This window comes from Streptomyces sp. NRRL S-340, from assembly GCF_000720185.1.
Classification (GTDB): Bacteria; Actinomycetota; Actinomycetes; order Streptomycetales; family Streptomycetaceae; genus Streptomyces.
Window position 1 is genome coordinate 136,246 of record NZ_JOIY01000036.1, and the last position, 25,572, is coordinate 161,817.

General features: G+C 74.3%; 23 protein-coding genes and 1 pseudogene. 12 read left to right on the plus strand and 12 right to left on the minus strand.

The genetic code is table 11. The features are described 5' to 3' along the window. Positions 1-2: 2 nt before the first annotated feature. The 4 genes from IG64_RS26905 to IG64_RS26920 all read left to right on the plus strand — a co-directional run bounded on the left by IG64_RS26905 (position 3) and on the right by IG64_RS26920 (position 4,368). On the plus strand, positions 3-833 hold the full coding sequence (locus IG64_RS26905; protein ID WP_037860854.1) for a rhamnogalacturonan acetylesterase: 831 nt from the start codon (positions 3-5) through the stop codon (positions 831-833). Positions 834-943: 110 nt separating this feature from the next. Next, complete coding sequence (locus tag IG64_RS26910) at positions 944-2,230, plus strand: pectate lyase (protein WP_037860856.1); 1,287 nt, start codon at positions 944-946, stop codon at positions 2,228-2,230. An 85-nt stretch (positions 2,231-2,315) separates the two neighbouring features. Then, a complete protein-coding gene (locus IG64_RS26915) occupies positions 2,316-3,458 on the plus strand; it encodes a pectinesterase family protein (protein WP_037860858.1) in 1,143 nt (380 codons plus the stop codon). A gap of 109 nt (positions 3,459-3,567) precedes the next feature. Further along, positions 3,568-4,368, plus strand: a complete 801-nt coding sequence (locus IG64_RS26920; protein ID WP_037860860.1) for an HAD family acid phosphatase — start codon at positions 3,568-3,570, stop codon at positions 4,366-4,368. A gap of 53 nt (positions 4,369-4,421) precedes the next feature. Here IG64_RS26920 and IG64_RS26925 read toward each other — a convergent pair whose 3' ends face one another. The 4 genes and pseudogenes from IG64_RS26925 to IG64_RS26940 form a co-directional block, all read right to left on the minus strand. Further along, entirely contained in the window at positions 4,422-5,873 is a 1,452-nt protein-coding gene (locus tag IG64_RS26925) for a peptidoglycan D,D-transpeptidase FtsI family protein (RefSeq protein WP_037860861.1), read from the minus strand. A 71-nt stretch (positions 5,874-5,944) separates the two neighbouring features. After that, a pseudogene (locus tag IG64_RS26930) lies at positions 5,945-6,623 on the minus strand (response regulator transcription factor). 220 nt (positions 6,624-6,843) lie between these two features. After that, the gene (locus tag IG64_RS26935) at positions 6,844-7,314 is read right to left on the minus strand and encodes a GNAT family N-acetyltransferase (RefSeq protein WP_037860862.1); all 471 of its coding nucleotides are present in this window, start codon (positions 7,312-7,314) and stop codon (positions 6,844-6,846) included. 3 nt (positions 7,315-7,317) lie between these two features. After that, a complete protein-coding gene (locus tag IG64_RS26940; protein ID WP_037860863.1) occupies positions 7,318-8,091 on the minus strand; it encodes an IclR family transcriptional regulator in 774 nt (257 codons plus the stop codon). A gap of 196 nt (positions 8,092-8,287) precedes the next feature. On the opposite strand from IG64_RS26940, the gene IG64_RS26945 reads away from it, so the two are divergent. The 5 genes from IG64_RS26945 to IG64_RS26965 all read left to right on the plus strand — a co-directional run bounded on the left by IG64_RS26945 (position 8,288) and on the right by IG64_RS26965 (position 13,347). Continuing rightward, positions 8,288-9,817, plus strand: coding sequence for an aldehyde dehydrogenase (NADP(+)) (locus tag IG64_RS26945; protein ID WP_107474368.1), 1,530 nt, complete (start codon positions 8,288-8,290; stop codon positions 9,815-9,817). Positions 9,818-9,988: 171 nt separating this feature from the next. Then, entirely contained in the window at positions 9,989-10,609 is a 621-nt protein-coding gene (locus IG64_RS26950) for a DUF1349 domain-containing protein (RefSeq protein WP_037860865.1), read from the plus strand. 258 nt (positions 10,610-10,867) lie between these two features. Continuing rightward, on the plus strand, positions 10,868-11,371 hold the full coding sequence (locus IG64_RS26955) for a GNAT family N-acetyltransferase (RefSeq protein ID WP_234438621.1): 504 nt from the start codon (positions 10,868-10,870) through the stop codon (positions 11,369-11,371). Between the two features lie 77 nt (positions 11,372-11,448). Then, on the plus strand, positions 11,449-12,171 hold the full coding sequence (locus tag IG64_RS26960; protein WP_037860867.1) for a DsbA family oxidoreductase: 723 nt from the start codon (positions 11,449-11,451) through the stop codon (positions 12,169-12,171). A 90-nt stretch (positions 12,172-12,261) separates the two neighbouring features. Then, entirely contained in the window at positions 12,262-13,347 is a 1,086-nt protein-coding gene (locus tag IG64_RS26965) for an aminotransferase class V-fold PLP-dependent enzyme (RefSeq protein ID WP_199811660.1), read from the plus strand. Between the two features lie 275 nt (positions 13,348-13,622). Here the strand turns inward: IG64_RS26965 and thpD are convergent, their stop codons facing one another. The 5 genes from thpD to IG64_RS26990 all read right to left on the minus strand — a co-directional run bounded on the left by thpD (position 13,623) and on the right by IG64_RS26990 (position 18,593). Further along, positions 13,623-14,516 (minus strand): ectoine hydroxylase, encoded by an 894-nt coding sequence (gene thpD, locus IG64_RS26970; protein WP_037860868.1) that lies wholly within the window; start codon positions 14,514-14,516, stop codon positions 13,623-13,625. A gap of 7 nt (positions 14,517-14,523) precedes the next feature. Beyond that, the gene (locus tag IG64_RS26975) at positions 14,524-14,928 is read right to left on the minus strand and encodes an ectoine synthase (protein WP_037860869.1); all 405 of its coding nucleotides are present in this window, start codon (positions 14,926-14,928) and stop codon (positions 14,524-14,526) included. Positions 14,929-15,018: 90 nt separating this feature from the next. Then, positions 15,019-16,290: a diaminobutyrate--2-oxoglutarate transaminase gene (ectB, locus tag IG64_RS26980; protein ID WP_037860871.1), complete on the minus strand. Its 1,272-nt coding sequence runs from the start codon at positions 16,288-16,290 to the stop codon at positions 15,019-15,021. A 206-nt stretch (positions 16,291-16,496) separates the two neighbouring features. After that, positions 16,497-17,036: a diaminobutyrate acetyltransferase gene (ectA, locus tag IG64_RS26985; protein ID WP_037860872.1), complete on the minus strand. Its 540-nt coding sequence runs from the start codon at positions 17,034-17,036 to the stop codon at positions 16,497-16,499. Between the two features lie 453 nt (positions 17,037-17,489). Beyond that, a complete protein-coding gene (locus IG64_RS26990) occupies positions 17,490-18,593 on the minus strand; it encodes a pyridoxal-phosphate-dependent aminotransferase family protein (protein WP_037860874.1) in 1,104 nt (367 codons plus the stop codon). A 157-nt stretch (positions 18,594-18,750) separates the two neighbouring features. On the opposite strand from IG64_RS26990, the gene IG64_RS26995 reads away from it, so the two are divergent. After that, positions 18,751-19,848: an amidohydrolase family protein gene (locus IG64_RS26995; protein WP_037860876.1), complete on the plus strand. Its 1,098-nt coding sequence runs from the start codon at positions 18,751-18,753 to the stop codon at positions 19,846-19,848. A 286-nt stretch (positions 19,849-20,134) separates the two neighbouring features. Next, positions 20,135-21,094 (plus strand): SCO1860 family LAETG-anchored protein, encoded by a 960-nt coding sequence (locus tag IG64_RS27000; RefSeq protein ID WP_037860878.1) that lies wholly within the window; start codon positions 20,135-20,137, stop codon positions 21,092-21,094. A gap of 87 nt (positions 21,095-21,181) precedes the next feature. Here the strand turns inward: IG64_RS27000 and cobC are convergent, their stop codons facing one another. The 3 genes from cobC to cbiE are packed head-to-tail and all read right to left on the minus strand — an operon-like array spanning position 21,182 to position 24,326. Beyond that, complete coding sequence (cobC, locus tag IG64_RS27005) at positions 21,182-22,312, minus strand: Rv2231c family pyridoxal phosphate-dependent protein CobC (protein ID WP_420709991.1); 1,131 nt, start codon at positions 22,310-22,312, stop codon at positions 21,182-21,184. Positions 22,313-22,350: 38 nt separating this feature from the next. Beyond that, a complete protein-coding gene (locus IG64_RS40670) occupies positions 22,351-23,052 on the minus strand; it encodes a cobalamin biosynthesis protein (RefSeq protein ID WP_420709988.1) in 702 nt (233 codons plus the stop codon). Next, positions 23,049-24,326 (minus strand): precorrin-6y C5,15-methyltransferase (decarboxylating) subunit CbiE, encoded by a 1,278-nt coding sequence (cbiE, locus tag IG64_RS27015; protein ID WP_051813372.1) that lies wholly within the window; start codon positions 24,324-24,326, stop codon positions 23,049-23,051. Before cbiE ends, IG64_RS40670 begins: the two co-directional genes overlap by 4 nt. A gap of 451 nt (positions 24,327-24,777) precedes the next feature. Between cbiE and IG64_RS27020 the strand changes: the two genes are divergently transcribed. After that, positions 24,778-25,509, plus strand: coding sequence for a ZIP family metal transporter (locus IG64_RS27020; protein WP_037860879.1), 732 nt, complete (start codon positions 24,778-24,780; stop codon positions 25,507-25,509). Positions 25,510-25,572: the final 63 nt, after the last annotated feature.

The following is a 25,572-nucleotide window of genomic DNA, read 5'->3' on the forward strand; positions in this document are numbered from 1 at the left end:
GCATGTCCCTCACCGGCCCCGCCGGCCTTGCCGGCCCCTCCCGCAGACAGCTCACCGCCGCGGCCCTCGCCGCCGTGCCGGCCGCCCTCGCGGCGCCCGGCACGGCGCGGGCCGCGGGCCGCCACTATCCGGCCCGCACCCTCCACATCGCCGGTGACTCCACCGCCGCCCAGAAGTACGCCGGCGAGGCCCCCGAGACCGGCTGGGGCATGGCCCTGCCGTTCTTCCTGGGGCACCGGGTCACCGTCGCCGACCACGCCGTGAACGGGCGCAGTTCGAAGAGCTTCGTCGACGAGGGGCGGCTCGCGGCCGTCCTCTCCGTGATCCGCCCGCACGACGTCCTGCTCGTCCAGTTCGCCCACAACGACGAGAAGAGGGCCGACCCCGCCCGGTACACCGAGCCCTGGACGACGTACCAGGACCATCTGCGCCTGTACGTCGAGGGCGCGCGCGCCCGCGGTGCCCGTCCGGTCCTCGCCACGCCGGTGGAGCGGCGCAGGTTCGACGCGGCCGGCGACGCCGTGCCCACCCACGGCGACTACCCGGCGGCGATGCGCGCGCTGGCCGCGGCGGAGGGCGTGCCGCTGCTCGACGTCGAGGCGCTGTCGCTCGCGCTGTGGCAGCGGCTCGGCGCCGAGGAGACCAAGACGTACTTCAACTGGACCGCCACCGAGCAGGACAACACGCATTTCGACCCGCCGGGCGCCATCGCCGTGGCACGGCTGGTCGCGCGGGAGCTGCTGCGCACCCGTGTGCTCGCGCCGCACGACGTCGTCCGGCTGCACGACGAGATTCCTCCGTCCTGGATCACCTGGCCGGCTTCGGCCCCGTAACCGAGGAGAACCGCACAGTGCGTACCCTGAGATGTCATGATCGCGTCAGTGACGGCGCCGCGGGGCGCGGCAGCGGGAGGTCCGCGGCCCGCGTCCGCCGGACGGCCGCGGTGGCCGCGGGCTGCACAGCCGTGGTGCTGGCGGCCGCCACCGCCACCGCGTCCGCCCGGCCCTGCCCCCAGCACACCGACCCCGCCCGCCAGGTGCTGGCCGCCGAGGACGGCTGGGGCGCCTACGGGACCGGCACGGCCGGCGGTGCGCGGGCCGACGCCGCGCACGTCTACACCGTGACCACCTGGGACGCCTTCAAGGCCGCCCTCGCCGCCGGCGGGGACGCCCCGAAGATCATCAAGGTCGAGGGGACCATCGACGCGGACGGCCCGGGCTGCGACTCCTTCGCCGTCCCCGGCTACGACTTCGGCACCTACCTGAAGACGTACGCCCCCGAGACCTGGGGCCGCGACAAGGACCTGTCCGCCGAGCCCGACGACAGCCCCGAGGGCCTGCGCCGCGCCTCGCAGGCGCGCCAGGACGCCTTCGTCAAGGCCTACGTCCCCGCCCGCACCACCATCATCGGCGTCGGCGAGGACGCCGGCTTCAAGGGCGCCAGCCTGCAGATCAAGGGCGTCGACGACGTCATCGTCCGCAACCTCACCTTCGAGAGCCCGCTGGACTGCTTCCCGCAGTGGGACCCGACCGACACCGCCGACGGCAACTGGAACTCCGAGTACGACAGCGCCGTCGTCCACGGCTCCACCCACGTGTGGATGGACCACGACACCTTCACCGACGGCGACCACCCGGACAGCACGCTGCCGCACTACTACGGCCGGATCTACGAACAGCACGACGGCGAGCTGGACATCGTCAAGGGCGCGGACTACGTCACCGCGTCCTGGAACGTCTTCGCCGACCACGACAAGACCATCCTGATCGGCAACAGCGACAGCGCCGCCACCGCCGCCGTCGACCGCGGCCACCTGAAGGTCACCTTCCACCACAACCTGTTCACCGGCCTGGTCGAGCGCGCCCCGCGGATCCGCTTCGGCCAGGTCGACTCCTACGACAACCACTTCGTGGCGGGCCCCGGTTACGGCTACAGCTACGGCATCGGCATGGAGTCCCAGCTCGTCGCCGAGCACAACGCGTTCACCCTGCCGGCCGGGACCGGCGCGGGCACGATCCTCAAGAAGTGGAAGGAGGCGCCGGTCACCGCCGCCGACAACTACGTCAACGGCAGGCGCACCGATCTGATCGCCGTCCACAACGCCGAGGTCCCCTCCGAGATCCTCCGGGCGGGCGCGGGCTGGACGCCCGTCCTGCGCACGCACGTGGACCCCCCGCGCTCCGTCCCGGCCCTCGTCGGCCGCGGCGCGGGCGCGGGTCGCCTGCGCTGACGCGAGATGACCCGGGGGCCGGGGCGGCGCCCGCCGCCCCGGCCCGCCCTGCCCCCCACATCCCGAGACGTGAAGGAGCACCCGCATGCCCTCCAGAAGGGACCTGCTGCTCGGCTCGGCCGCCGCGGCCGCCGCGCTCGGCCTGACCGCACTGCCCGCACCGCCCGCGCTCGGCCTGACCGCACCGCCCGCGCGGGCCGCCGCCGGGCACCCCCGCCCGTTCGGCCGCCACGGCTCACCGGCCGCCCGCCGCACGCCCCGTACCCTGTACGCCGACCCGCACGGCCGCGGTGACGTCACCACGGTCCAGGCGGCGGTGGACGCGGCGACCGGGACGGGCTGGACCCTTGTCCTGGCCGCGGGCACCTACCGTGAGACGGTCACCGTCCCCGCCGCCCTCACCGGCATGACCTGGCTCGGCGCCACGGACGACGCCCGCGACGTGACGATCGTGTACGACAACGCGGCCGGCACCCCGAAACCCGACGGTTCCGGCCCCTACGGCACCTCCGGTTCGGCCACGGCCACCCTGAAGGCCGACGGCTTCACCGCACAAGGGATCACCTTCGCCAACGACTGGCTGCGCGCCGCTCACCCGGGAGTCATCGGCACCCAGGCGGTGGCCGCGAAGGTCCTGGGCGACCGCTCGGCCTTCCTCGGCTGCCGCTTCCTGGGCCACCAGGACACCCTGTACGCGGACACGGCCTCCCTGACGGTCTTCGCCCGCCAGTACTACGCCCGCTGCTACGTCGAGGGCGACGTCGACTTCGTCTTCGGCCGCGCGACGGCGGTGTTCGAAGGGTGCGAGTTCCGCACCCTGAACCGCACCGACCTGGCGGCGCCCCCCTACGGCTTCGTCTTCGCCCCCTCCACGGCGGTGGCCGATCCGCGCGGCTACCTGGTCACGGCCTGCCGCGTCACCGGCGAGGCCCCGGCCGCCTCCTACAAACTGGCCCGCCCCTGGGTCCCCAGCTCCGACCCCACCGCCCGCCCCATGCTGACGGTCCGTGACACCTGGCTGGGCCGGACCGTCGACGCCGCGGCGCCGTACACCGACATGTCCGCCGCCCACCCGTGGCAGTCCCAGCGCTTCGCCGAACACCACGACAGGGGCCCGGGCGCGGCCATCCCCTTCCCCGCCAACCGCCCCCAACTCACGGGCGCCCAGGCGAGAACGGCGACCCGGGAGGCGCACCTGGGGGACTGGGCGCCGTGGCGGCACCGGTGAGGACGGCCGCCCGCGCACGGGGCCGGCGGACGACGGCACGCGCACCGGTGGATATCGATCAGGCAACGAGGCTCGCGCCCATGGGGGTGACGCGCGTAGAAACCCTGTCATGAATAAGCCACTGCGTCTCGCGGCGATCGCCGCCACCTGCGCCCTCGCCGGCGGTGCCCTCTACGGTGCCGGTGCCGCCACCGCCGGGCAGGCCACCGTCAACTCCACCCATGAGCCGTACAACATCGGGCTGCTCACCAAGGACATCGACACCTACTACGGCACCGCGCTCGACGCCGACGGTGTCTACCAGGCGTCGGCGGACAGCCCGTACGCGAAGGACCTGGCGCGGATCGACGCGGAGGCCCGGCGGCAGATCGACAAGGCGGCGCGGGCGGCGCAGCACGGGCACCGGGCGAAGAAGCCCGCCGTCGTGTTCGACATCGACGACACGCTGCTGCTCAGCCTGGACTACGAGAAGAAGAACAACTACGGCTACAACGGCACCACCTGGGCGGCGTACGTCGACAAGGCCGACCGGCCGGAGGTCTTCGGCAGCCCCGCGCTCGTGCGCTACGCCGCGGAGAAGGGCGTCGCCGTCTTCTACAACTCCGGTCTGAGCGAGGCCCAGCGCTCCGCCGCCGTCGAGAACCTGAAGAAGGTCGGCGCCGACGTCGGTCTCGACGCCGGCCACATGTTCCTCAAGGACGCGGCCAACCCGCCCGCGTACCTGAGCGGCTGCGCCGCGCCGGGCGCCTGGAAGTGCACCACCGTGCAGTTCAAGTCCGGCACCCGCAAGCACATCGAGAGCCTCGGGTACGACATCGTCGCCAACTTCGGCGACCAGTACTCCGACCTCGAGGGCGGCTACGCCGACCGGACCTACAAGCTGCCCAACCCGACCTACTTCGTCGGCTAGGACGGGCCACGGGGGTGCCTCCGGGCGCCCCCGTACGGGACTGGAGCGGAGTGTCAGTTCTCCAGCGCCGCCCGCATCACGGCGCGGGCCACCGGCGCGGCCAGGCCGTTGCCGCTGACCTCGGAGCGGGCCGCGTCCGACTGCTCGACGACCACCGCGACCGCGACCTGCTTGCCCGTGGTGTCCGACGTGCCGTACGAGGTGAACCAGGCGTACGGCACCTGGCTGTTGTTCTCGCCGTGCTGCGCGGTGCCCGTCTTGCCGCCCACCGTGACGCCGTCGATCCGCGCGTTGGTGCCGGTGCCCTGCTCGACCACCGTGCGCATCGCCGAGCGGAGCTGGGCGGCGGTGGCGGCGCTCACGACCCGCTTGCTCTCCGGGGCGTGGTCGTAGTTCTGCAGCACGTCGCCGCCACCGTCCGTGGTGCGCGACACCATGTGCGGGGAGACGAGGGTGCCGCCGTGGGCTATGGCAGCCGACACCATGGCCATCTGGAGCGGGGTGGCAGTCACGTCGAACTGGCCGATGCCGCTCAGACCGGTCTGCGCCTTGTCCATCCCCGACGGGTACACGCTCGGGTAGGCCCGCACGGGCACGTCCTGCGAGGTGTCGTCGAAACCGAACCTGTCCGCCATCGCCCGCACCTTGTCCTGGCCGAGGTCGACGGCCATCTTCGCGAAGACGTTGTTGCAGGAGTACTGCAGGGCGGTGCGGATCGTGGCGTTCTCGCAGGGCGCGGAGGGGTTCTCGTTCGCCAGGTCGCGGGTGGTGCCCGGCAGCCGGTACGGGTCCGGGCTGTCGGTCCGCACGTCCACCGACCGGTACAGGCCGTCCTCCAGCGCCGCCGCCGCGACCACCAGCTTGAACGTCGAGCCCGGCGGCAGCGGCTGGCGCAGCGCCCGGTTCGTCATCGGCTTGTCGGGGTCCCCGGTCAGCTTCTTCCACGCGGCACCGTCACCGGTGCTCAGCACGCTCGGGTCGTACGACGGCGTGGAGACCACCGCGAGGATCCTCCCGGTGGCCGGGTCGATCGCCACGGCCGCGCCCTTCTTGTCGCCGAGCGCCTTGTAGGCGGCCTTCTGGACGTCCGGGTCGATCGTCGTGATCACGTCCCCGGGCGTGGCCCGCTCGCCGGTGAGGGCGTCCAGCGGGTTCTTCAGCCTGCTGTCCGAGCCGTTCAGCAGGTCCTGGTAGACGCCCTCCAGCTGGGTCGCGCCGTAGACCTGCGAGCTGTAACCCGTGACCGCCGCGTACAGCTTGCCGTCCTCGTACGTCCGTTTGTACCGGAGGTCACCGCCCGTGGTCCGCGCGGATCCGGTGACCGCGCTGCCGCCCACGACGATGTTCCCCAGCGGCCCGCTGTACGTCTTGATCACCCCGCGCCGGTTGCCCTTGTCGTCCGCGAGGGCCGTGGCGTCGTAGAACTGCACCCAGGTCGCCCTGAGCAGCAGCGCGAACACGAGCAGCAGCGTGAAGACGGACACCCGCCTGATCGTCTTGTTCATCCGTTCATCCCAGTCATCGCGCCCAGGACGACGAACGGAACGGGGCGAATCGTTCCTGTTCCGCTGTTTTCTCATCGCATGTTCATGAATCCCGCCTCGTACGCGGCGATGACCGCCTGCGTGCGGTCCCGGGCACCGGTCTTGGACAGGACCGCCGCCACATGCGACTTCACGGTGGCCGGGCCGACCCCCATCCGCCGGGCGATCTCCGCGTTGGTCAGCCCCTCCGCCACCAGCCGCAGCACCTCGCCCTCCCGGCCGGTCAGCCGCGCCACCCAGGGCGCGGGCGCGCTCGGCGCGTGCTCCACGGCCAGCGCCCGCACCGCCGCGGGAAACAGCAGCGTGTCGCTGTGCGCTACCAGCCCGCACCGCCCGCACCAGCGTGTCGGCGTCGGCCCGTTTGAGCAGGAAGCCGGCGGCCCCGGCGCGCAGGGCGTCGTAGACGTAGGAGTCGTTCTCGAAGGTGGTGACGACGAGGACGCGGGGGCGCGGGCCGGCCGGCCGCCCTGCGGTCCCCACGGGCTCCGCGGCCTGTGAGGTCTCTGGGGGCCCTGCCGGTCCGGCTGCCTCGGCCAGGATCCGTTCGGTGGCCCGGATGCCGTCGGCACCGGGCATGCGGACGTCCATCAGCACCACGTCCGGCCGCGTCCGCCGCACGACGGACACCGCCTCCGCGCCGGTCGCCGCCTCGCCGACGACCGTCAGGTCCGGCTCGGCGGCGAGGATGGCGCGCAGGGCGGTGCGGACCATGAGCTCGTCGTCGGCGACCACGATCCGCAGGGGCGGCGCGGCGGCCGGCCCTCCTCCCGGCCCGGGCTGACCGGAATTGAGCCGACCTGAGTCGACCGGCCCGGCGTGATCCGATCCGGCCTGACCCGATCCGGCCCGACCCGACTTGCCCCGTCGGGCGAAGCGCCCGTCGGGCGAAGCGCCCGGCCCAGGCGAAGCGACCGGTCGGGCGAGGGTCCGGTCAGCCCTGCAGGGTCAGGACCACCTCGTCGATCTCCTCCCCGCGGGCCGGCGCGTACCCGCGGGCCGTCGCGGTCTGCCGGAAACCGCACTTCGCCAGGACCCGGCGCGAACCCGTGTTGTCCGCCGCCGCCCGTGCGTACAGCGGCCGTTCGGGGACCTCGGCCAGCAGGGCCCGCAGGGCCGCCGTGGCGATGCCCTGACCCCAGTAGGCGCGGTCCACCCAGTACGTGACCTCGCGCTCGCCCGGCTCGCCGTACACCGCTGCGCTGCCGACGACGTCCCCGTCGGCCAGGATCGTGCGCAGCACGTCCCCGCCGGCGCGCACTTTCGCCCAGTGGGCGTCGAAGGCGTCGCGGTCGGCGGGGTCCTTCGGTGTGAAGGCGGCCATCCGCAGCGACTCCGGGTCGTTCATCTGGCGGAAGAACACCGGCAGGTCGCTGTCGTGGACCTCGCGGAGTACGACGTGCATGGGTCAGAGCCTCCGGGTGGCGAGCGTCAGACGGTCACGGGCGTCGAAGAGCGCATCCTTCACCGTCTGTTCGTGTGCGGGCGTCAGGCGCGCCACCGGGATCGAGCAGCTGATCGCGTCCCGCGCCGGCGTCCGGTACGGGATCGCCACGCCGAAGCAGCGCAGGCCCAGCGTGTTCTCCTCGCGGTCCACGGCGAAGCCCTGTTCGCGGATCTGGTGCAGTTCCTCGATGAGTTTCTCGCGGTCGGTGATGGTGTGCTCGGTCAGCGCGGGCAGCGTCTCGGGGAGCATCTTGCGTACCTGCTCGTCCGTGTACGTGCTCAGCAGCGCCTTGCCGAGCGAGGTGGAGTGGGCGGGCAGCCGGCGTCCGACGCGGGTGAACGGACGCAGGTAGTGCTGCGACTGGCGGGTGGCGAGGTAGACGACGTTGGTGCCGTCCAGCCGGGCGAGGTGGATCGTCTCGGTGGTGTCGTCGGAGAGCCGGTCCAGCGTGGGCCGGGCCGCCGCGACCACCTCGTCGCCGTCGATGTAGGAGGTGCCCACGAGCAGCGCGCGCACGCCGATGCCGTACCGCGTGCCGGTCGCGTCGGTCTCCACCCAGCCCAGTTCGACGAGGGTGCGCAGCAGCATGTACAGGCTGGACTTGGGGTAGCCGACGGCCTCCTGGACCGCGGCCAGGGAGTGCATGCCGGGCCGGCCGGCGAAGTACTCGAGCAGTTCCACGGTCCGCACGGCGGACTTGACCTGTGCCCCGCCGCCTGTCTCGCCTGCCGACATCGCCCTTGACCCCTTCGTTCGACGAGAAATAGTCTCCTGGTGCATTCATCATCAGAGACAGCGTTCAGTATATCGAACACCTCTGGTGGATGACCCGAGGATGACCCACGTGGTGAGGACCGGGCCTACGTGGTGGCGAGCACGGCAGACCCGGCAAGTACAGCAAGAGCGGCAGGACGTTGTGGAGGGACCCGCGGTGGCAGCAGCACCAGTCTGGAGTGTCGATCCCCGTACCGGGAAGCAGCGCGAACAGGTTGCGGTGGAGGCCACGGCCCAGGACGTGGACGCCGCCGTCCGCGCCGCGCACGACGCGCGCGGTGCGCTCGCGGACCGCGCCGTGCGGGCCGCCTTCCTGCGCACGGCCGCCGACCGCCTGGAGGCGGCCCGGGACGGGCTCGTGGAGACCGCCGACGCGGAGTCCGCGCTCGGCCCGGCCCGGCTCACCGGGGAACTGGCCCGCACCTGCTACCAGCTGCGGGCCTTCGCGGACATCGTCGAGGAGGGCGCCTTCCTGGACGTCGTCATCGACCACCCCGACGACACGGCCACCCCGCCGATCCCCGACCTGCGCCGCTACAAGGTGCCCCTGGGGGTCGTCGCGGTGTACTCCGCCTCCAACTTCCCCTTCGCCTTCTCCGTCGCCGGCGGTGACACCGCCAGCGCGTTCGGCGCCGGCTGCCCGGTGGTCGTCAAGGCCCACCCCGACCACCCGGCCCTGTCCGAGCAGGTCGCCGAGGTGCTGCGCGGCGCCGCCGCCGAGCACGGCATCCCCGCGGGTGTGCTGGGCCTCGTGCACGGCTTCCGGGCCGGTGTCGAACTGATCGGCCACCCGCTGGTCGCCGCCGCGGGCTTCACCGGTTCCGTACGCGGCGGCCGGGCCCTGTTCGACGCGGCGGCGGCCCGCCCGGTGCCGATCCCCTTCCACGGCGAACTGGGCTCCCTCAACCCCGTCCTCGTCACCGAGGCGGCGGCCGCGGAGCGGGCGGAGGCCATCGGAGCCGGTCTGGCCGGGTCGATGACCCTGGGCGTCGGGCAGTTCTGCGTCAAGCCCGGCCTGGTGCTCGCCCCGGCGGGGGAGGCCGGCGACCGTCTGGTGAAGTCCCTGACGGACGCCGTCGGCAGCACCGGCGACGGTGTCCTGCTCGACCACCGCATGCGCGACAACTTCCTCGCCGGCGTGGCCGAGCGCGCCGCGCTCCCCGAGGTGGAGTCCCCCCTCGCCCCCGGAGCGGGCGACGAGCACACGGTGAGCGCCGGCTTCCTGACCGTCCCGGCCGGGAGGCTGACCGGCGAGGGCGCCCACGACCTGCTCCTGGAGGAGTGCTTCGGGCCGGTCACCGTGGTGGCCCGCTACACCGGCGAGAGCGAGGCCACGGCCGTCCTGTCCCGGCTCCCCGGCAACCTCACCGCCACGGTCCACCTCTCCAGCGAGGAGGCGGCCGGTGAGGGACGCGGTCCGGAACTCCTCGCCGAACTGACCCCGCTCGCCGGCCGCGTCCTCGTCAACGGCTGGCCGACCGGTGTCGCCGTGGCCCCCGCCCAGCACCACGGCGGCCCCTACCCGGCGACGACCTCCACGTCCACCTCCGTGGGCGGCACCGCCATCGAGCGGTGGATGCGGCCGGTGGCCTACCAGAACGCCCCCGAGGCCCTGCTGCCGCCGGAACTGCGCGACGACAATCCGCTGGGCCTGCCGCGCCGTTACGACGGCCGCCTGGAACGCTGACCGCGGGGCCGCCGGGGACGGCACGGCTCGGGCGGACCGCCTGGGCGGTGCCGTCCCCGGCCGCCCCAGCGCCCCCCTGGGGGGCGGACCGGCGGACCGGCGGGGCGGCACGGGGACGGCTCCGAACGGGCCGCCGATGGGCGGGCCGCACGGCACTGGGAGACTGCGCCGATGGACGCCGAACTTCTCGACCTGCCCGCCCTCCCCTTCCCCCTGAGTCCCCGCGGGCCCGACGGCCGGTGGTCCGTCGCGGACGGGGCCCTCACCGGCCGGGCCGGCCCCCGCCAGGACCGCTTCGTGCCGCCCGCCGGTGACGCCCTGGACCCCGCCTCGGACGCGCCCCGCCTGCTCGGCGCGCCGCCCGAGGGGGACTTCCAGCTGATCGCCCGCGTCACGGTCGGCTTCCGCGCCGCCTTCGACGCCGGCGTGCTCTACGTGCACGTCGGCGAACGGGCCTGGGCCAAGCTCTGCCTGGAGAACTCCCCGGACGTGCCCACCATCTGCACGGTGGTCACCCGCGGGCACTCCGACGACGCCAACTCCTTCACCGTGGACGGCGACTCGGTGTGGCTGCGGGTGAGCCGCACCGGCCGGGCGTTCGCCTTCCACGCCTCCCGCGACGGCGCGCACTGGACCTTCGTCCGCGTCTTCACCCTGGACGGCGCCGAGGCGGCCGGCGGCACCCTGGTCGGCTTCATGGCGCAGTCGCCGGTGGGGGAGGGGTGCACGGTGACCTGGGACCGCGTCGAGTTCCGGCCGCGGGGCCTCACGGACCTGCGGGACGGGAGCTAGAGCGGGACGGGAGCCAGAACCGTCGGGGGCCGGACCGGAGCCGCCCGCCCGGCACCGGTCCCGCCCGGCACCGGTCCCGGCCACGCCGGAACCGCTCCGGCCGCCGGTGCCGTCCTCCCCCTCATGATCGAAGAGCACGGGACCGAGGAGCACGGGACCGGGGAAAGCCCGGCCGGGGGACATGTGAACGGGGAACACGCGAACGGGGAACGCGGGAGCGGCGGACACGGGACCGGTGAACACGTGAACGGTGGGCACGTGAGCGGCGGGCCCGCGGACGGCGCCCTGGTGATCCGCGCCGCCCTGCCCGCCGAGACCGGGGTCATCGCCGATCTCCACCTCCGGGCCCGTTCGACGTACTACCCGGACGGTGTCCCGCAGGCGGACTTCGACTGGCGCGAGGCCTGGCGCGCTTCCATCGAACGCCCCGACGCGCGGGTGCTGTGCGCCGTCGAGGGGGACCGGATCGTCGGCGTCGCCTCCTTCCGCACCCCGGACGGCGCGGACCCGGACACCGTCAAGCTCTTCCAGTTCCACGTCGACCCCGGCCGCTGGCGCTCCGGCATCGGCACGGCCCTGCACCGGGCCTGCGTGGAACGGTGGCGGGCGGAGGGCAGGCGCACGGCGGTCCTCGACGTCCACACGGACAACGCCCGCGCCCGGGCCTTCTACGCCCGCCAGGGCTGGTTCCCCGACCCCGGGAACCCGCCCGCCCCGGGGGACCACCACCTGGACCTGCGGTTCACCGTGACCGGGGAATGAACGCGGCTGCTTGAACGTTCACGCACCGGCGACGAGACCCCCTCCGCCCCCGTACGACCTGGAGAAGAGCCGAGAGCATGCGCGTCGAGATCTGGACGGACATCGCCTGTCCCTGGTGCTATGTCGGAAAAGCCCGTTTCGACAAGGCGCTGGCCGCCTTCCCGCACCGCGACCAGGTCGAGGTGGTGCACCGGTCCTTCGAGCTGGACCCGCACCGGGCCAAGGGCGACGTCACGCCCGTGCTCACCATGCTCACCCGGAAGTACGGCATGAGCCAGGCGCAGGCGCAGGCCGGTGAGGACAACCTCGGCGCCCAGGCCGCAGCCGAGGGGCTGGAGTACCGCACCCGGGACCGCGACCACGGCAACACCTTCGACATGCACCGCCTGCTGCACCTGGCCAAAGAGCACGGCAGGCAGGAGGAGCTGCTGGACGCGCTGTACCGGGCGAACTTCGCCGAGGAACGGTCCGTGTTCTCCGAGGGCGACGACCGGCTCGTCGAGCTGGCCGTGGCCGCCGGGCTCGACGCGGCCGCCGTCCGCGCGGTGCTCGCCGACCCGGCCGCCTACGCCGACGAGGTCCGCGCCGACGAGCAGGAGGCCGCACAGCTCGGCGCCACCGGGGTGCCCTTCTTCGTCCTCGACCGCGCCTACGGCGTCTCCGGCGCCCAGCCCGCCGAGGTGTTCGCCCAGGCCCTCACCCGGGCGTGGGGCGACCGCGCGCCGCTGACCCTGCTCCAGGACGCGAACGGCGGCGCCGAGGCCTGCGGGCCGGACGGCTGCGCGGTCCCGCGGGACTGAGCGCGGGCCGACCCTCGGCGTGTGCGGCCATCCGCCGAGGTCGGGGCCCGTGCATAAGTGTTCCTTGGGGGAACCGGGCAGGAATTCGCGATGGACTTCGACTTCGCCGGGCCGCACAGTGGTCCCATGGAGACCTTCGAGACCCTCGTCCGTGCCGAGTTCGCCCCGAAGAACACCTACCTGAACACCGCGAGCCTCGGGCTGCTGCCGGCCCGTGCGGTGACGGCGCTGCGCACCGCCGTGGAGGCGGCCGCCGCCGGGCGGCCGACCGACATGTTCGCCGACGTCGAGGCGGCCCGCGCGAGTTTCGCCCGGCTGACCGGGGTCCCCGGCCGCCGGGTGGCGGCCGGTGCCTCGGTCGCCGTCTACAGCGGGCTCATCGCCGCCTCGCTCCCCGAGGGCGCCGAAGTCCTCACCGCCGAGGGCGACTTCAGCTCCGTGGTGAACCCGTTCCACCTGCGCGGCGACCTGAAGGTGCGCACTGTGCCGCTGGAGGGGCTGGCCGAGGCCGTACGGCCCGGGACGGCGCTGGTCGCGGTGAGCGCCGCGCAGTCGGCGGACGGCCGGATCGCGGACCTCTCCGCCCTGCGCGCGGCGGCGCGCGAGCACGGGACCCGCACCTACGTCGACGCCTCCCAGGCCGCCGGCTGGCTGGACCTCGACGCGGACGCCCACGACTACGTCGCCGCCGTCGCCTTCAAATGGCTGCTGTGCCCCCGGGGCGTGGCCTTCCTCGTCGTCCCCGGCGACCTCGGCGGTCTGCACCCGCTGTTCGCGGGCTGGGTGGCGGGGGAGCGGCCCTGGGACAGCTGCTACGGACCGGTCGGTGAACTCGCCCACTCGGCACGCCGCTTCGACGAGAGTCCGGCGCTCTTCTCCTACGCGGGCGGCCGCCGTTCCCTGGAACTCGTGGAGGAGCTGGGCGTGGCCGCCGTACGGGCCCACGACCTCGCGCTGGCCGACCGGTTCCGCGCCGGGCTGCGCCGGCTGGGCCATGAGCCGGTCCCCGCGCCCGGGTCCCCGATCGTGTCCGTGCCCGGACTCGGCGACCGGCAGGGCGAGCTGAGCGCCGCGGGCATCGAACTGTCCGCCCGCGCGGGCAACCTGCGGGCCGCCTTCCACCTGTACAACACGGAAGCGGACGTGGACCGCCTGCTGGACGTCCTGGCGGGCTGAACAGGGCTCGTCACGGCCGCGCGGGCCCCGGGCGCACGCGCGGACGGCCGCACACCGCCCCGGCCGCCCACGGACCCGCGCGCATCCGGAGACCGCCGCGCACGGTCCGGGCACGCCCACGGACCCGCGCGCATCCGGAGACCGCCGCGCACGGTCCGGGCCGCCCACGGACACCGCCGCACGCGGACCCGGGTGCGCGCGGGCACGGGAAAGGGGCCTCCCGTCCCACACGAGAAGGCCCCTTCCCGGCTCGTGGCCGGTTCACCGTCCGGCGGTCACCGCACCGGAGTGAAGTCCCGGGCGCCGATGAAGTCGGGGCGCCGGACCGGTGCCGCGAACGGCTCCACCGCCGTGTTCTCCACGCTGTTGAACACGATGAAGACGTTGCTGCGCGGGTACGGCGTGATGTTGTCGCCCGACCCGTGCATGCAGTTGCAGTCGAACCAGGTCGCCGACCCGGCCCTGCCGGTGAACAGCTTGATGCCGTGCTCGCCCGCGAGCGCGGTCAGCGCCTCGTCCGACGGCGTGCCCGCGTCCTGCATCTGCAGCGACTTCTTGTAGTTGTCCTTCGGCGTCTCCCCGGCGCAGCCCAGGAACGTCCGGTGCGAACCGGGCATGATCATGAGCCCGCCGTTGGTGTCGAGGTTCTCGGTCAGCGCGATCGAGACGGACACCGTCCGCATGTTCGGCAGGCCGTCCTCGGCGTGCCAGGTCTCGAAGTCCGAGTGCCAGTAGAAGCCGCTGGCGCCGAAGCCCGGCTTGACGTTGATCCGGGACTGGTGGACGTACACGTCCGAGCCGAGAATCTGCCGCGCCCGGCCCACCACGCGCGGGTCGCGCACCAGGTTCGCGAACACCTCGCTGATCCGGTGCACCTCGAAGACCGAGCGGATCTCCTGGGACTTCGGCTCGACGATCGAGCGCTCGTCGGCCCGGATCGCCGGGTCGGCCACCAGCCGGTCCAGCTCCTGCCGGCAGACGGCGACCTCGTCCGCGCCGAGCAGCTCCTCGACGGCGAGGAACCCGTCGCGCTCGAACGCCTCCAGGTCGGCGCGGGCGATGGGCCCCGGCGCGTCCGGGGAGCCCCAGACGACCGGGTCCTGGCGGGGGACGCTCACCTCGGTGGCGCCGCGGGTGGGGTACAGGTCCTTCACGGTGGCGGTGGTCATGGGGTCCTCACACCTCCTCGGGCTCGGTGAGCAGCGGGTAGACGCCGTTCTCGTCGTGGTCCTCCCGTCCGGTCACGGGCGGGTTGAAGACACAGATGCAGTGGAAGTCCTCCTTGACCTTGAGCGTGTGCCGCTCGTGGCCGTCGAGGAGGTACATGGTGCCGGGCGTGATGTGGTACGTCTTCCCGGTCTCGCGGTCGGTCAGCTCGGCGTCGCCCCGGGTGCAGACGACGGCCTCGATGTGGTTCGCGTACCACATCGACGTCTCCGTGCCGGCGTAGAGGATCGTCTCGTGCACGGAGAAGCCGACCTTCTCCTTGGCGAGGACGATGCGCTTGCTCTCCCAGGTGCCGGACGCCGCCTTCACGTGCCGGTCGGTGCCTTCGATCTCCTTGAACGAACGGACGATCACGGTGGTACGTGCCTCCTTGCGGGGTTTCTCGGTGGTCAGCGCCTTCCGGCGCCCCGCCCCGGGGACCGTGGGGCGGGGGCCGGAAGCCGTTCAGGCGGTCTCGCGGACCGCGCGGGCGAGGGTGCTCATGCCCTCGTCCAGTTCCTCGGGGGTGGTGGTCAGGGCCGGCAGCAGCTTGACGACCTCGCTCTCGGGACCCGAGGTCTCGATGAGCAGGCCGAGGTCGAAGGCGCGCCGGGCGACCCGTCCGGCGCGGTCCTTGTCGTGGAACTCCAGGCCCCACACCAGGCCGCGGCCCCGGTACTCCTTGACGTCGGCGAGGTTCTCCTCGGTGAGGGAGACCAGCCACTGCTCGACGAGTTCGCCGCGGGTGCGGGTCTGCTTCTCCATCGCCGCGCCGTCCGTCCAGTACGCCTCCAGGGCGGCGGTGGCGGTGACGAAGGCGGGGTTGTTGCCGCGGAAGGTGCCGTTGTGCTCGCCCGGCTCCCACACGTCCAGTTCGGGCCCGAACAGGCACAGCGACATCGGCAGGCCGTAGCCGCTGATGGACTTGGAGACGGTGACGATGTCGGGGACGATGCCGGACTCCTCGAAGGAGAAGAAGGCGCCGGTGCGTCCGCAGCCCATCTGGATGTCGTCGACGATCAGCAGCATGTCCTGCCGCTCGCACAGCTCCTTGAGCGCGCGCAGCCACTCGGGCCGGGCCACGTTGATGCCGCCCTCGCCCTGCACGGTCTCCACGATCACCGCGGCGGGCTTGTTCAGGCCGGAGCCCTGGTCCTCCAGGAGCCGCTCGAACCACAGGAAGTCGGGGACCGTGCCGTCGAAGTAGTTGTCGAACGGCATGGGAGTGCCGTGCACCAGCGGGACGCCGGCGCCGGCCCGCTTGAACGCGTTGCCGGTCACCGCCAGCGAGCCCAGCGACATCCCGTGGAAGGCGTTGGTGAACGACACGATGGCCTCGCGCCCCTTCACCTTCCGCGCCAGCTTCAGCGCGGACTCCACGGCGTTGGTGCCGGTCGGGCCCGGGAACATCACCTTGTAGGGCAGGTCGCGCGGGCGCAGCACCAGGTTCTGGAAGGTCTCCAGGAAGCGGCGCTTGGCGGTGGTGGACATGTCGAGCCCGTGCGTGACTCCGTCACGCTCCAGGTAGTCGATCAACGCCCGTTTCAGCACCGGGTTGTTGTGCCCGTAGTTGAGGGAGCCGGCGCCCGCGAAGAAGTCGAGGTACTCGTGGCCGTCCTCGTCGTACATGCGGCTGCCGCGCGCCCGGTCGAAGACGGTGGGCCAGCCGCGGCAGTAGCTGCGCACCTCGGACTCCAGGGTCTCGAAGACGCTCAGGTCGGGCTGGGTGATGGTCACGACGAATCGCTCCTCGGGTGGGGGAGTGGGAGATCGGTCGGGTCGGCGGATCGGGAGTGGGGTCCGCGGGGCCCGGCGGCCCGGGCCCGGCGGGGGCCCGCACGGGAGGGGGCTCGGACGAGCGATTGGGCTCGGAGGGCGAGCCGGGCCCGTCGGGTGAGCCGGGACCCGTCGGGTGAGCGGGGGGGCTCGGCGACGAGCGGCCCTCAGAGGGCGAGCGGGCCGATGCGGTGCAGGACCTCGGGGTCGTGCGGCCCGTCGGGGAAGCGGTCCGTCCCGAACAGGACCTCCCGCTCGACCCGGGCGCCGTGCCGGTCGGCGAAGGAGGCGAAGAGCCGTTCGGAGGCGGTGTTGCCCGGGGTGATGGTGGTCTCCAGGGCCGTCAGTCCGCGCTCGGCGGCGACGCGGGCGGCGAGCGCGTCCAGCAGGCGGCCGGCGAGGCCGCGGCCGCGGTGGCGTGCGTCGACCGCGACCTGCCACACGAGGAGCGTGCCGGGACGGTCGGGCCGCACGTAGCCGGTGACGAAACCGACGGTCTCGCCGTCGGCGTCGCGCGCCACGGCGGACGTGGCGGCGAAGTCGCGGCACCACAGCAGATAGCTGTAGGAGGAGTTCACGTCCAGGGTTCCGGAGTCCTTGGCGAGCCTCCACAGTGCGGCGCCGTCGGCGACGGAGGGGGGCTCGATGGACACGTCGTCCGCTCTTTCCACGCGGTCGGTTCGCAGGTCTGCTTGTGCGGCAGTCATGCGAATTGAACTTACCGAGCTGAATTGAAAAATGCATCGGCCGTTGCCCTTACGTGCAGCGGCCGTATGTGTTATCGCGCGGGTGCGCGACCGCGCGAGGAGGGTGCGATATGCCCGTTTGGTTCAGGTATTACGTGTACAAAAAGGGCAGCTTTGTGGAGTGCATCACAATGGAGTAACTCCCCGGACGCGCTCGTGACGGCTTCGGAATTACGCTGCCGAAGGCCAGGAAAATCGCTGCGTTTAGGAATAGGGAAACGGGGCAGAAGAAGACGGGAAACTATCCCTAGTGAATTCCAGGAATTACCTGTTTTGTATTCGCGTCCCGGTGAGCCCGTCGATCCGTTCCCGAGGAATGCCCGAGTGCCTGCCGCGCCGGGCGTGTCGCGCCCTGCCCCCGCACGCGCTCTGCCCGCTCCCGGGGGCGCCGGGGCACCCGGGCGTCCTCCGTCGTCACCGCCAGGCCAGGGCGGCGGCCGCACGGGCGGCCGGCAGGTCGACGTCCGCGCCGGACGCGGCGGTCAGGGCGGAGGCCAGGGCCGTCAGCACCGCCTCGACGGTCTCCGGGGCCGCGGCCGGCCCGTAGTGGTTGACGCGGATCATCTCCTTGGCCAGCGCGCCGCCGCCCGCGGCCAGCGGGAGGGCGGGGTCCGACTCCAGGGCACGGGCCACCAGGTCGGAGGCCGCGACATCCGCGGGAGCGCGCAGCGTCGTCGCCACCGGCGCCGCCTCGGACGCCTTGCGCACGTACGGCTCCAGACCCCCGCCGAGGGCCTGGACGCCGGCCCGGGTCGCCGCCGCGGCGCGGCGGTGACGGGCCGTCACCGCGTCGAGGCCGGCCTCCTCGATGCGCTCCAGGCACGCCTCCAGGGCGAGCATCTCCAGCTGGGCCGGGGCGTGCAGCAGCGTGGTGCGCCCGCCGTCGATCCAGCGCTCCTTCCAGTCCAGCAGGGACAGGTAGGAGCGGCGCGGCGCCCGCGGGTTCGCCGCCATCCGGGCCCAGGCCCGCTCGCTGACGGACACCGCCGACACCCCGGCGGGACCGCCCATCGCCTTCTGCGCCCCGATCACGCACAGGTCGACGCCCCACGCGTCCGGCAGCACCGGCTCCGCACCGATGGAGGCCACCGCGTCCAGGTAGAAGAGGGCGCCCTGCTCCCGTACGGCCTCGCCGATCTCGGCGACCGGGTTGGTGTTGCCGGTCGCGGCCTCCGCGTGCACCAGCGACACGAAGTCGATCTCCGGGTGCTCGGCGAACGCCGCGCGGACCTGCCCGGCGGTCACCGCCGTGTGGAACGGCACCGACAGGTCGTACACCGTCGCACCGCAGTCACGCAGCCAGTCGCCGAAGGTCTGCCCGTAGGGCCCGGTGATCACGTTCAGGGCCGTCGTGCCCGGACCGGCCGTCGCACGGATCGCGCCCTCCAGCGGCAGCAGCGCCTCGCCCTGGGTGATCACGACGTCCTGCCCGGTGCCGAGCAGCCGCGCCACCCGGTCCTCGATCGAGGCGAAGCGGGCGGCGCTCAGCGGGGCGAGGTCCAGGAGGGGGTGGGTCACGGCAGTGCTCTCTTCTCGGTCACGAGGTCGGTGGAGTCGACGGAGTCGAGGGTAACCGGCGGCCCCGGCCCGGCTCCCACCGGTGACCGCCCCGCCCCGGCGGGGGCGGGCGAGAGGCCCTGCCGGGGCGGCGACAGGCCCTACTAGGGTGCGGTACATGAGCGATGGCGCGGTGCTGCACGTGAAGGGACGGGTCCTCGTCGGCCCCGACGACGACCAGGTCCGTGACGAACTGTGGGTGGTGGGCGGCCGCATCTCCTACGAGCGCCCGCCCGGCGCCCGGGACGTGCGGACCGTCGGGGGCTGGGTCCTGCCCGGCCTGGTCGACGCGCACTGCCACGTCGGTCTCGACGCGCACGGCCCGGTGCCCGAGGACGTCTCCGAGAAGCAGGCGCTCACCGAGCGGGAGGCCGGGGCGCTGCTGCTGCGGGACGCGGGCTCACCGTCCGACACGCGCTGGACCGACGACCGCGAGGACCTGCCGAAGATCATCCGGGCCGGCCGCCACATCGCCCGCACCCGCCGCTACATCCGCAACTACGCCCACGAGATCGAACCCGGGGACCTGGTCCGCTACGTCGCCCGGGAGGCCCGGCGCGGCGACGGCTGGGTCAAGCTGGTCGGCGACTGGATCGACCGCGACCTCGGCGACCTCTCCGCCTGCTGGCCCCGTGAGGCGGCCGGGGCCGCCATCGCCGAGGCGCACCGGCTGGGCGCCCGGGTGACCGCGCACTGCTTCGCGGAGGACTCCCTGCGCGACCTGGTGGAGGCGGGCATCGACTGCATCGAGCACGCCACGGGACTCACCGAGGACCTGATCCCGCTGTTCGCGGAGCGCGGCGTCGCCATCGTGCCCACGCTGGTCAACATCGCCACGTTCCCCGGCCTCGCGGCCGGCGGCGAGGCCAGGTTCCCGCGCTGGGCGGCCCACATGCGCCGGCTCCACGAGCGCCGTTACGACACCGTCCGCGCCGCCCACGACGCCGGGATCCCGGTGTACGTCGGCACGGACGCGGGCGGCGCGCTGCCGCACGGCCTGGTGGCGGCCGAGGTCGCGGAACTGGTCACCGCGGGCATCCCGCCGCTCCAGGCCCTGTCGGCGACGGCCTGGGGCGCCCGGTCCTGGCTCGGCCGCCCCGGCCTGGAGGAGGGCGCGCCCGCCGACCTCGTGGTGTACGAGGCGGATCCGCGGGCGGACGTACGGGTGCTGGCGGAACCGCGGCGGGTGGTGCTGAACGGCCGGATCGTCGGCTGACCGGACGACCGCGGACCGGACGGGCGGCGGGTTGACGGGAGGTGACCGATGCCCCGGCCGGCTCGTTGTGCACCCCGTGTCGTGCGCCGGTGCGCCGAGCGGGGTGTCCGCACCGGGGGCAGGAGGGGGACACGAGGGTGAAGGAAGCGAACACCCGTACCGGGCGAATCGAAAACGAGGACGGAAACCCCTCGAAGGAGTGAAGTCACCCAGGATGGCTGACCGTTCACTCTCGGTGCGTAATTCTTTCCGGGTCCCAAGCATTCCTCTCTGGGGGTCCCACACCGTGAACGGCCATACCTTCCGCATGCCCGCACGCCGCCTCGTCACCGCCGCCGCGGCCACCGCCCTGGCCGCCGGCCCGGTGACGCTGGCCGGAGCGGGCTCCGCCCACGCGACCACCGGCCACGGCCGCGCAGGCGCCTCCGTCCTGCGCGCCGGCCTCGACGTGTCCCTGCTCAACAAGACGGTGAACCTCCCGCTCACCCTCTCCCTCGACGAGGTCCAGGCACCGGCGAGCGCCCGGCGGACCGCGCTCAGCGCCCGCCTCGACGGCGTCGAGGGCGGCAAGCCGTTCAGCGTGCTGCGCGCGGACGTGGCCACGGCGGACGCGAGGGTCTCGGCGAGCGGCGCGGAGGGCAGCGTCGACCTCGCCCACGCCCGCCTCCACGTGCCCGGCCTGCCCCTGCTCTCCCTCATCGAGGTGGACCAGGTCACCGCCAGGGCGACCTGCCGGACGGGCAGGGCGCCGTCGGCGACGAGCGACGTCCTGGGCGGCGTGACCGTCCTCGGCAGGAAGGTGACGCTCACCGCGGGCGGCACCACCGACGTCCGGGTGCCCGGCGTCGGAGAGGTCCGCCTCGACCTGTCCCGCCGCGCGACCACGTCCCGCACGGCCGCGGCGACCGCCCTCGAACTCCGGGTCTCCGTCAACCCGTTGAAGCTCAACGTGGCCGAGGTCGAGGGCACCGTCACGCTCGCCCGGGCGACCTGTGAGTCCCCCGCGGCACCGGAGAAGTCACCGCAGCCCGCCACCACCCCCGCGACGGACCCGAAGCCCCAGGGCGCCTCCGCCACCGAGCCCGTCGCGCCGGCACCGTCCGCCGCGAAGCCCACGAAGACCGCGGGCGCCGGCCTCGCGGAGACCGGAGGCAGCTCCATGACCCCGTACCTCGCGGCGGGCTCGGCGGTCCTGCTGGCCGCGGGCGGGGCGGCGGTGGCGCTGACCCGGCGGCGGAGGGGCTGACCGGACGGCGGAAGGGGTGGCCGGGCGGACGGCGGAGGGGCTGAGGCAGCGGGACCGAGGAGGAGGCGGAGCGGCGGAGGCGGCGCCTCACGGCCCCTCCGCGGCCTCCCTCTCCTCCGTGTCCCCCGTGTCCTGCGAGTCCAGCGCGGCCCCCAGTGCGTCCAGGAACCCCTCCACCACCCCCCGCCCCCGTACGGCCACCCGCACCCAGTCCTCCCCGAGCCCCGGGAACGTGTCACCGCGCCGCACCGCGTAACCCCGTTCGCGCAGCCGCCGCCGTACCCGCGCCGCTCCTTCCATCCGCACCAGGACGAACGGACCCTCGGCAGGCCCGGCCACCCGCACCCCGCGCTCGGCGAAGGCCGCCAGGCCCGCCACCAGGTGGGCCCGGTCGGCCGCGATCCGGTGGGCCGCGTGCGCCGCCTCCGCCAGCGCGCGCGGCTCCACGCACGCCACGGCCGCCGCCAGCGCCGGCGTGGACACCGGCCACAACGGCTGGGCGCGCTCCAGCGCGGCGATGATCTTCGGGGAGGACAGCACGTACCCGATCCGCAGCCCGGCCAGCCCCCAGGTCTTGGTCAGGCTGCGCAGGACGACCAGGCCGGGCACGTCGGTCCGCCCGGCCAGCGCCTCCCGCTCGCCCGGCACCGCGTCCATGAACGCCTCGTCGACCACCAGCGTCCGGCCGGGCCGGGCCAGTCCCACGAGCGCCGCCGCCGGGTGCAGCACCGAAGTGGGGTTGGTCGGGTTGCCGACCACCACGAGGTCCGCGTCCTCGGGGACGTCCGCCGGGTCGAGCCGGAAGCCGTCCTCCGCGCGCAGCAGCACCCGGTCCACGCGGTGCCCGGCGTCCCGCAGCGCGGCCTCCGGCTCCGTGAACTGCGGGTGCACGACGACCGGCCGGCGGACCTCCAGGGCGCGTGCCAGCAGCACGAACGCCTCCGCCGCACCCGCCGTCAGCAGCACGCGGTCCACCGGCAGTCCGTGCCGGGCGGCCACCGCGGCCCGTGCGGCCCGCCCGTCCGGATAGGCGGCGAGGGAGGCGAGCGAGCCGGCGATCCGCTCCCGCAGCCAGGGGGGCGGGGTGCCGGTGCGTACGTTCACGGCGAGGTCGACCAGCGCCGAACCGTCGTCCCGTACCTCCGCGTCCCCGTGGTGCCGCAGGTCGTGCCCGCCGCCCTGCCACGGCATCCCGTGGTCCTCGATGTGCGTGCGCATGCGTGTGCCCGTCGTGAAGGGGGTGTCCGGAACGGTGTTCATGGCGGTGTCCCCGGGGGAGTTCCTGGAGGGAGTTCCTGCTGGAGGGAGGACGGCGAGGGGGCGGGGCGCCGTACGACCGCGCACGTCGCCCGCGCCGGACCCCCGTCGGCCGGGGCGGACCTCGTCTTGGGGACGAGGAGTTCACCGCCGCCGACGAGAGCGGCGGCCTCCGCGACCGACGGGGTGCCCACGGCGGCGCGCGAGGCGTCCGACGGGTTCGGCACGGTCACGGCGGCCAGTTCCCCGGCGGAGTACGTCACCAGGGGCACACCGAGCCGCGCGGCCGCCGCTACGACGCCGGGCTCGGCGGCCTTGGTGTCGACGGTGGCCAGCAGGGCGACGCTGCGCACGGACAGTCCCGCCTCCCGCAGCGCGCCCTCGACCACCCCCAGCACCTCCTCGGCCGCCGCTCCGGCGCAGGCGCCCACACCGACGGCGAGGGACGGCGGCCGGAGCACCACCTCCCGCTCGCCCGGCGCGACCGCCCGGTCCGTCACCCGGACGGCGCAGACCGCCTCCGTACCTCCGGACACGCCCGGCCGCGGCGCGAGCGCGGCCAGGGAGGCCAGGACGGGCAGCGGCCACGGCACCTCGGCGTCCAGGACGACCGGTTCACCCTCCAGCAGCGCCCGCGACACGGCGGCCACGTCCCCCTCCGCCGGCAGCCCGAGGGCGCCGGGCCCGAGGAGACCGGTCACCGGGCACGCCCTTGCCCGGGGGCGGACGCGGCTCCGGGCGGCGGCGGGGGCGCCGGGGGCCGTACGCCCCACAGGAGGAACACCGGGCCGGGGGCCGCCGCTCCGGTCGTGTCCCCCGGCGGCGGTGCCAGCGGTGACGCCTGGAGCAGGACGCCGTCGCAGGCCAGTCCGGCGCCGGTGAGCGCCTCGCGGGCGGCGGGCACCCGGTCGGGGGAGGCGAGGGCGACGACGACGGTCCGCCGGGCCCGGCGCGCGCAGACGCCGACGACGGCGGCCAGGTCGCCGCCCGCCTCGCCCACGAACACCGCGTCCGGATCGTCGGCGAGTGCGGACAGCGCGCCGGGCGCCGCCCCGTGCACGACCGCGACGTCGACACCCCGGGCGGCGGCGCCGGCCCGCACCCGTCCGGCACCGTCCGCCGTCCGCTCGACCGCGACGGCCGCCGCGCCGAGCCGGGCGCACTCCACGGCCACCGGCCCCGACCCGGCGCCGACGCACCAGACCAGATCGCCCAGGCGCGGCCCGAGCCGGGCCAGGGCCAGCGCCCGCACCTCGGGCCCGGCGCCGACCGGGTCGCGCGGCGCGAAGACGTCGTCCGCCAGTGCCCAGCCCGCTGCCGGCACGTCCGGCCCGGCCAGCGTCCGTACGGCACCCAGCGCACGGGCCTCGTCCAGGCACAGCACCACGCTCACCGCCGTGCCCCAGTCCCGGGCGGCGGCCTCGGCGGGCGTGACCCGTTCGACGCGCTCGTGGTCCGGGTCGCCCAGCGCCGAGGCGACGACCAGCACCCGCTCCCCGGACGGCGTCCGGGCCAGCGCGGCCCCCAGCTCGGCGGGCCCGGTGCCGGGACCCGTCAGCACGGCGACCTTCGGCCGGGACCGGCACACGTTGACGGCCGTCCGCAGCTCCCGCCCGTGCGCGCTGACCACCACGGCGTCGTCCCAGGGCAGCCCGGCGCGCGCGAAGGCGGCGGCGACGGAGGAGACGCCCGGCCGCACGTCCAGCAGCGCGGAGCCGAACCGTTCCGCCAGCGCCCGCACGATCCCGAAGAACCCGGGGTCGCCCGAGGCGAGCACGACCACGCGCCGCCCCTGCCCGGCATACTGCGCGATCACGTCGAGGGCGGGCGGCAGGGGCCCCAGCACGACCCGCCGGGCACCTTCCGGCAGCCGTACGGCCTCCAGGTGCCGGCGTCCGCCCACGACCAGCTCCGCGCCGTCGAGCACCCCGTGCTCCGGCGGCGCCCCCGTACCCGTACCGACGACCGTGATCACGCGCCCGCCCCCTGCCCGAACGGGGCCCGGGGAGCGCCGCAGGCCCCGGATGCCCCGGATGCCCCGGGAGCCTCGGGACGGACCCGGGGGCGGGCCGCGGGGGCGGTCCTGCGGGCTCCCGGGGCCGCCCCGGGGCAGTCGTGGGGGCGCGCGGGGCGGCGGGCCGGGCGCGAACGGGCGCCGCCGTGCGCGTCTTGCCTGTCTTGTCCGCCGCGCGCGCCGTGCGCGCCGTGCGCCATGTACCCGTCGTGCGCCGTGGGCGCGCGGTGCACGGCGCACGCGACGCGCGTCAGGGGGCCGGCGGCGCCGGGACCGGCACCGACGAAGGTCACCTCAGCGGTGGGGGCATCGGCCATGGGGTCGAGTCCTCTCGTACGGAATGTCACGGTCTGTGGGGGTCGGACAGTGGCCGGATGTGCGCGATCGGGGGTTGATCGGATAGCAAGGGCACATGGCGGTCTTCGTCGCGCTCGGCGCGTTCCTGATGACGCTGGCCGGCGGCTGGACGGCACAGCGGGTCACCGACCGCCGCCATCTGGTCCTCGGACTGGCCGGCGGCCTGATGCTCGGTGTGGTCGGTCTCGACCTCCTGCCCGAGGCACTGCGCGCGGTGGGCCGCGAGGTGTTCGGCGTACCGGCGGCTCTGCTGCTGTTCGTGGCCGGCTTCCTGCTGGCCCACCTGGTGGAGCGCCTGCTGGCCGCCCGGCAGGCCGCGCACGGCGGTGACGAGCACTCTCACCAGCGCGCGCCCGAGGTGGGCCTCACGGCGGCGGCGGCCATGGTGGGGCACAGCGCCATGGACGGCGTGGCGATAGGCGCCGCGTTCCAGGTCGGCGGCGGCATGGGCGCCGCCGTCGCGCTCGCGGTCATCGCCCACGACTTCGCGGACGGCTTCAACACCTTCACCCTCACCAGCCTGTACGGCAACGCCCGGCGCCGGGCGATAGCCATGCTGGTCGCGGACGCCCTGGCGCCGGTGGTGGGCGCCGCCTCGACCGCGTTCATCAGCATCCCCGAATGGTTTCTCGGCGGTTATCTCGGCCTGTTCGGCGGTGTCCTGCTCTACCTCGCCGCCGCCGAGATCCTGCCCGAGGCCCACCACGAGCACCCCGCCCGCTCGACCGTGCTGTGCACGGTCGCGGGCGCCGCGTTCATCTGGCTGGTGGTGGGCCTGGCGGCCTGAGCGCAGCCGCCCCCGGGCCCGGCCCGCGGGCCCCCCGGCCCGCCGCCCCGCCCGGCCCGGCAG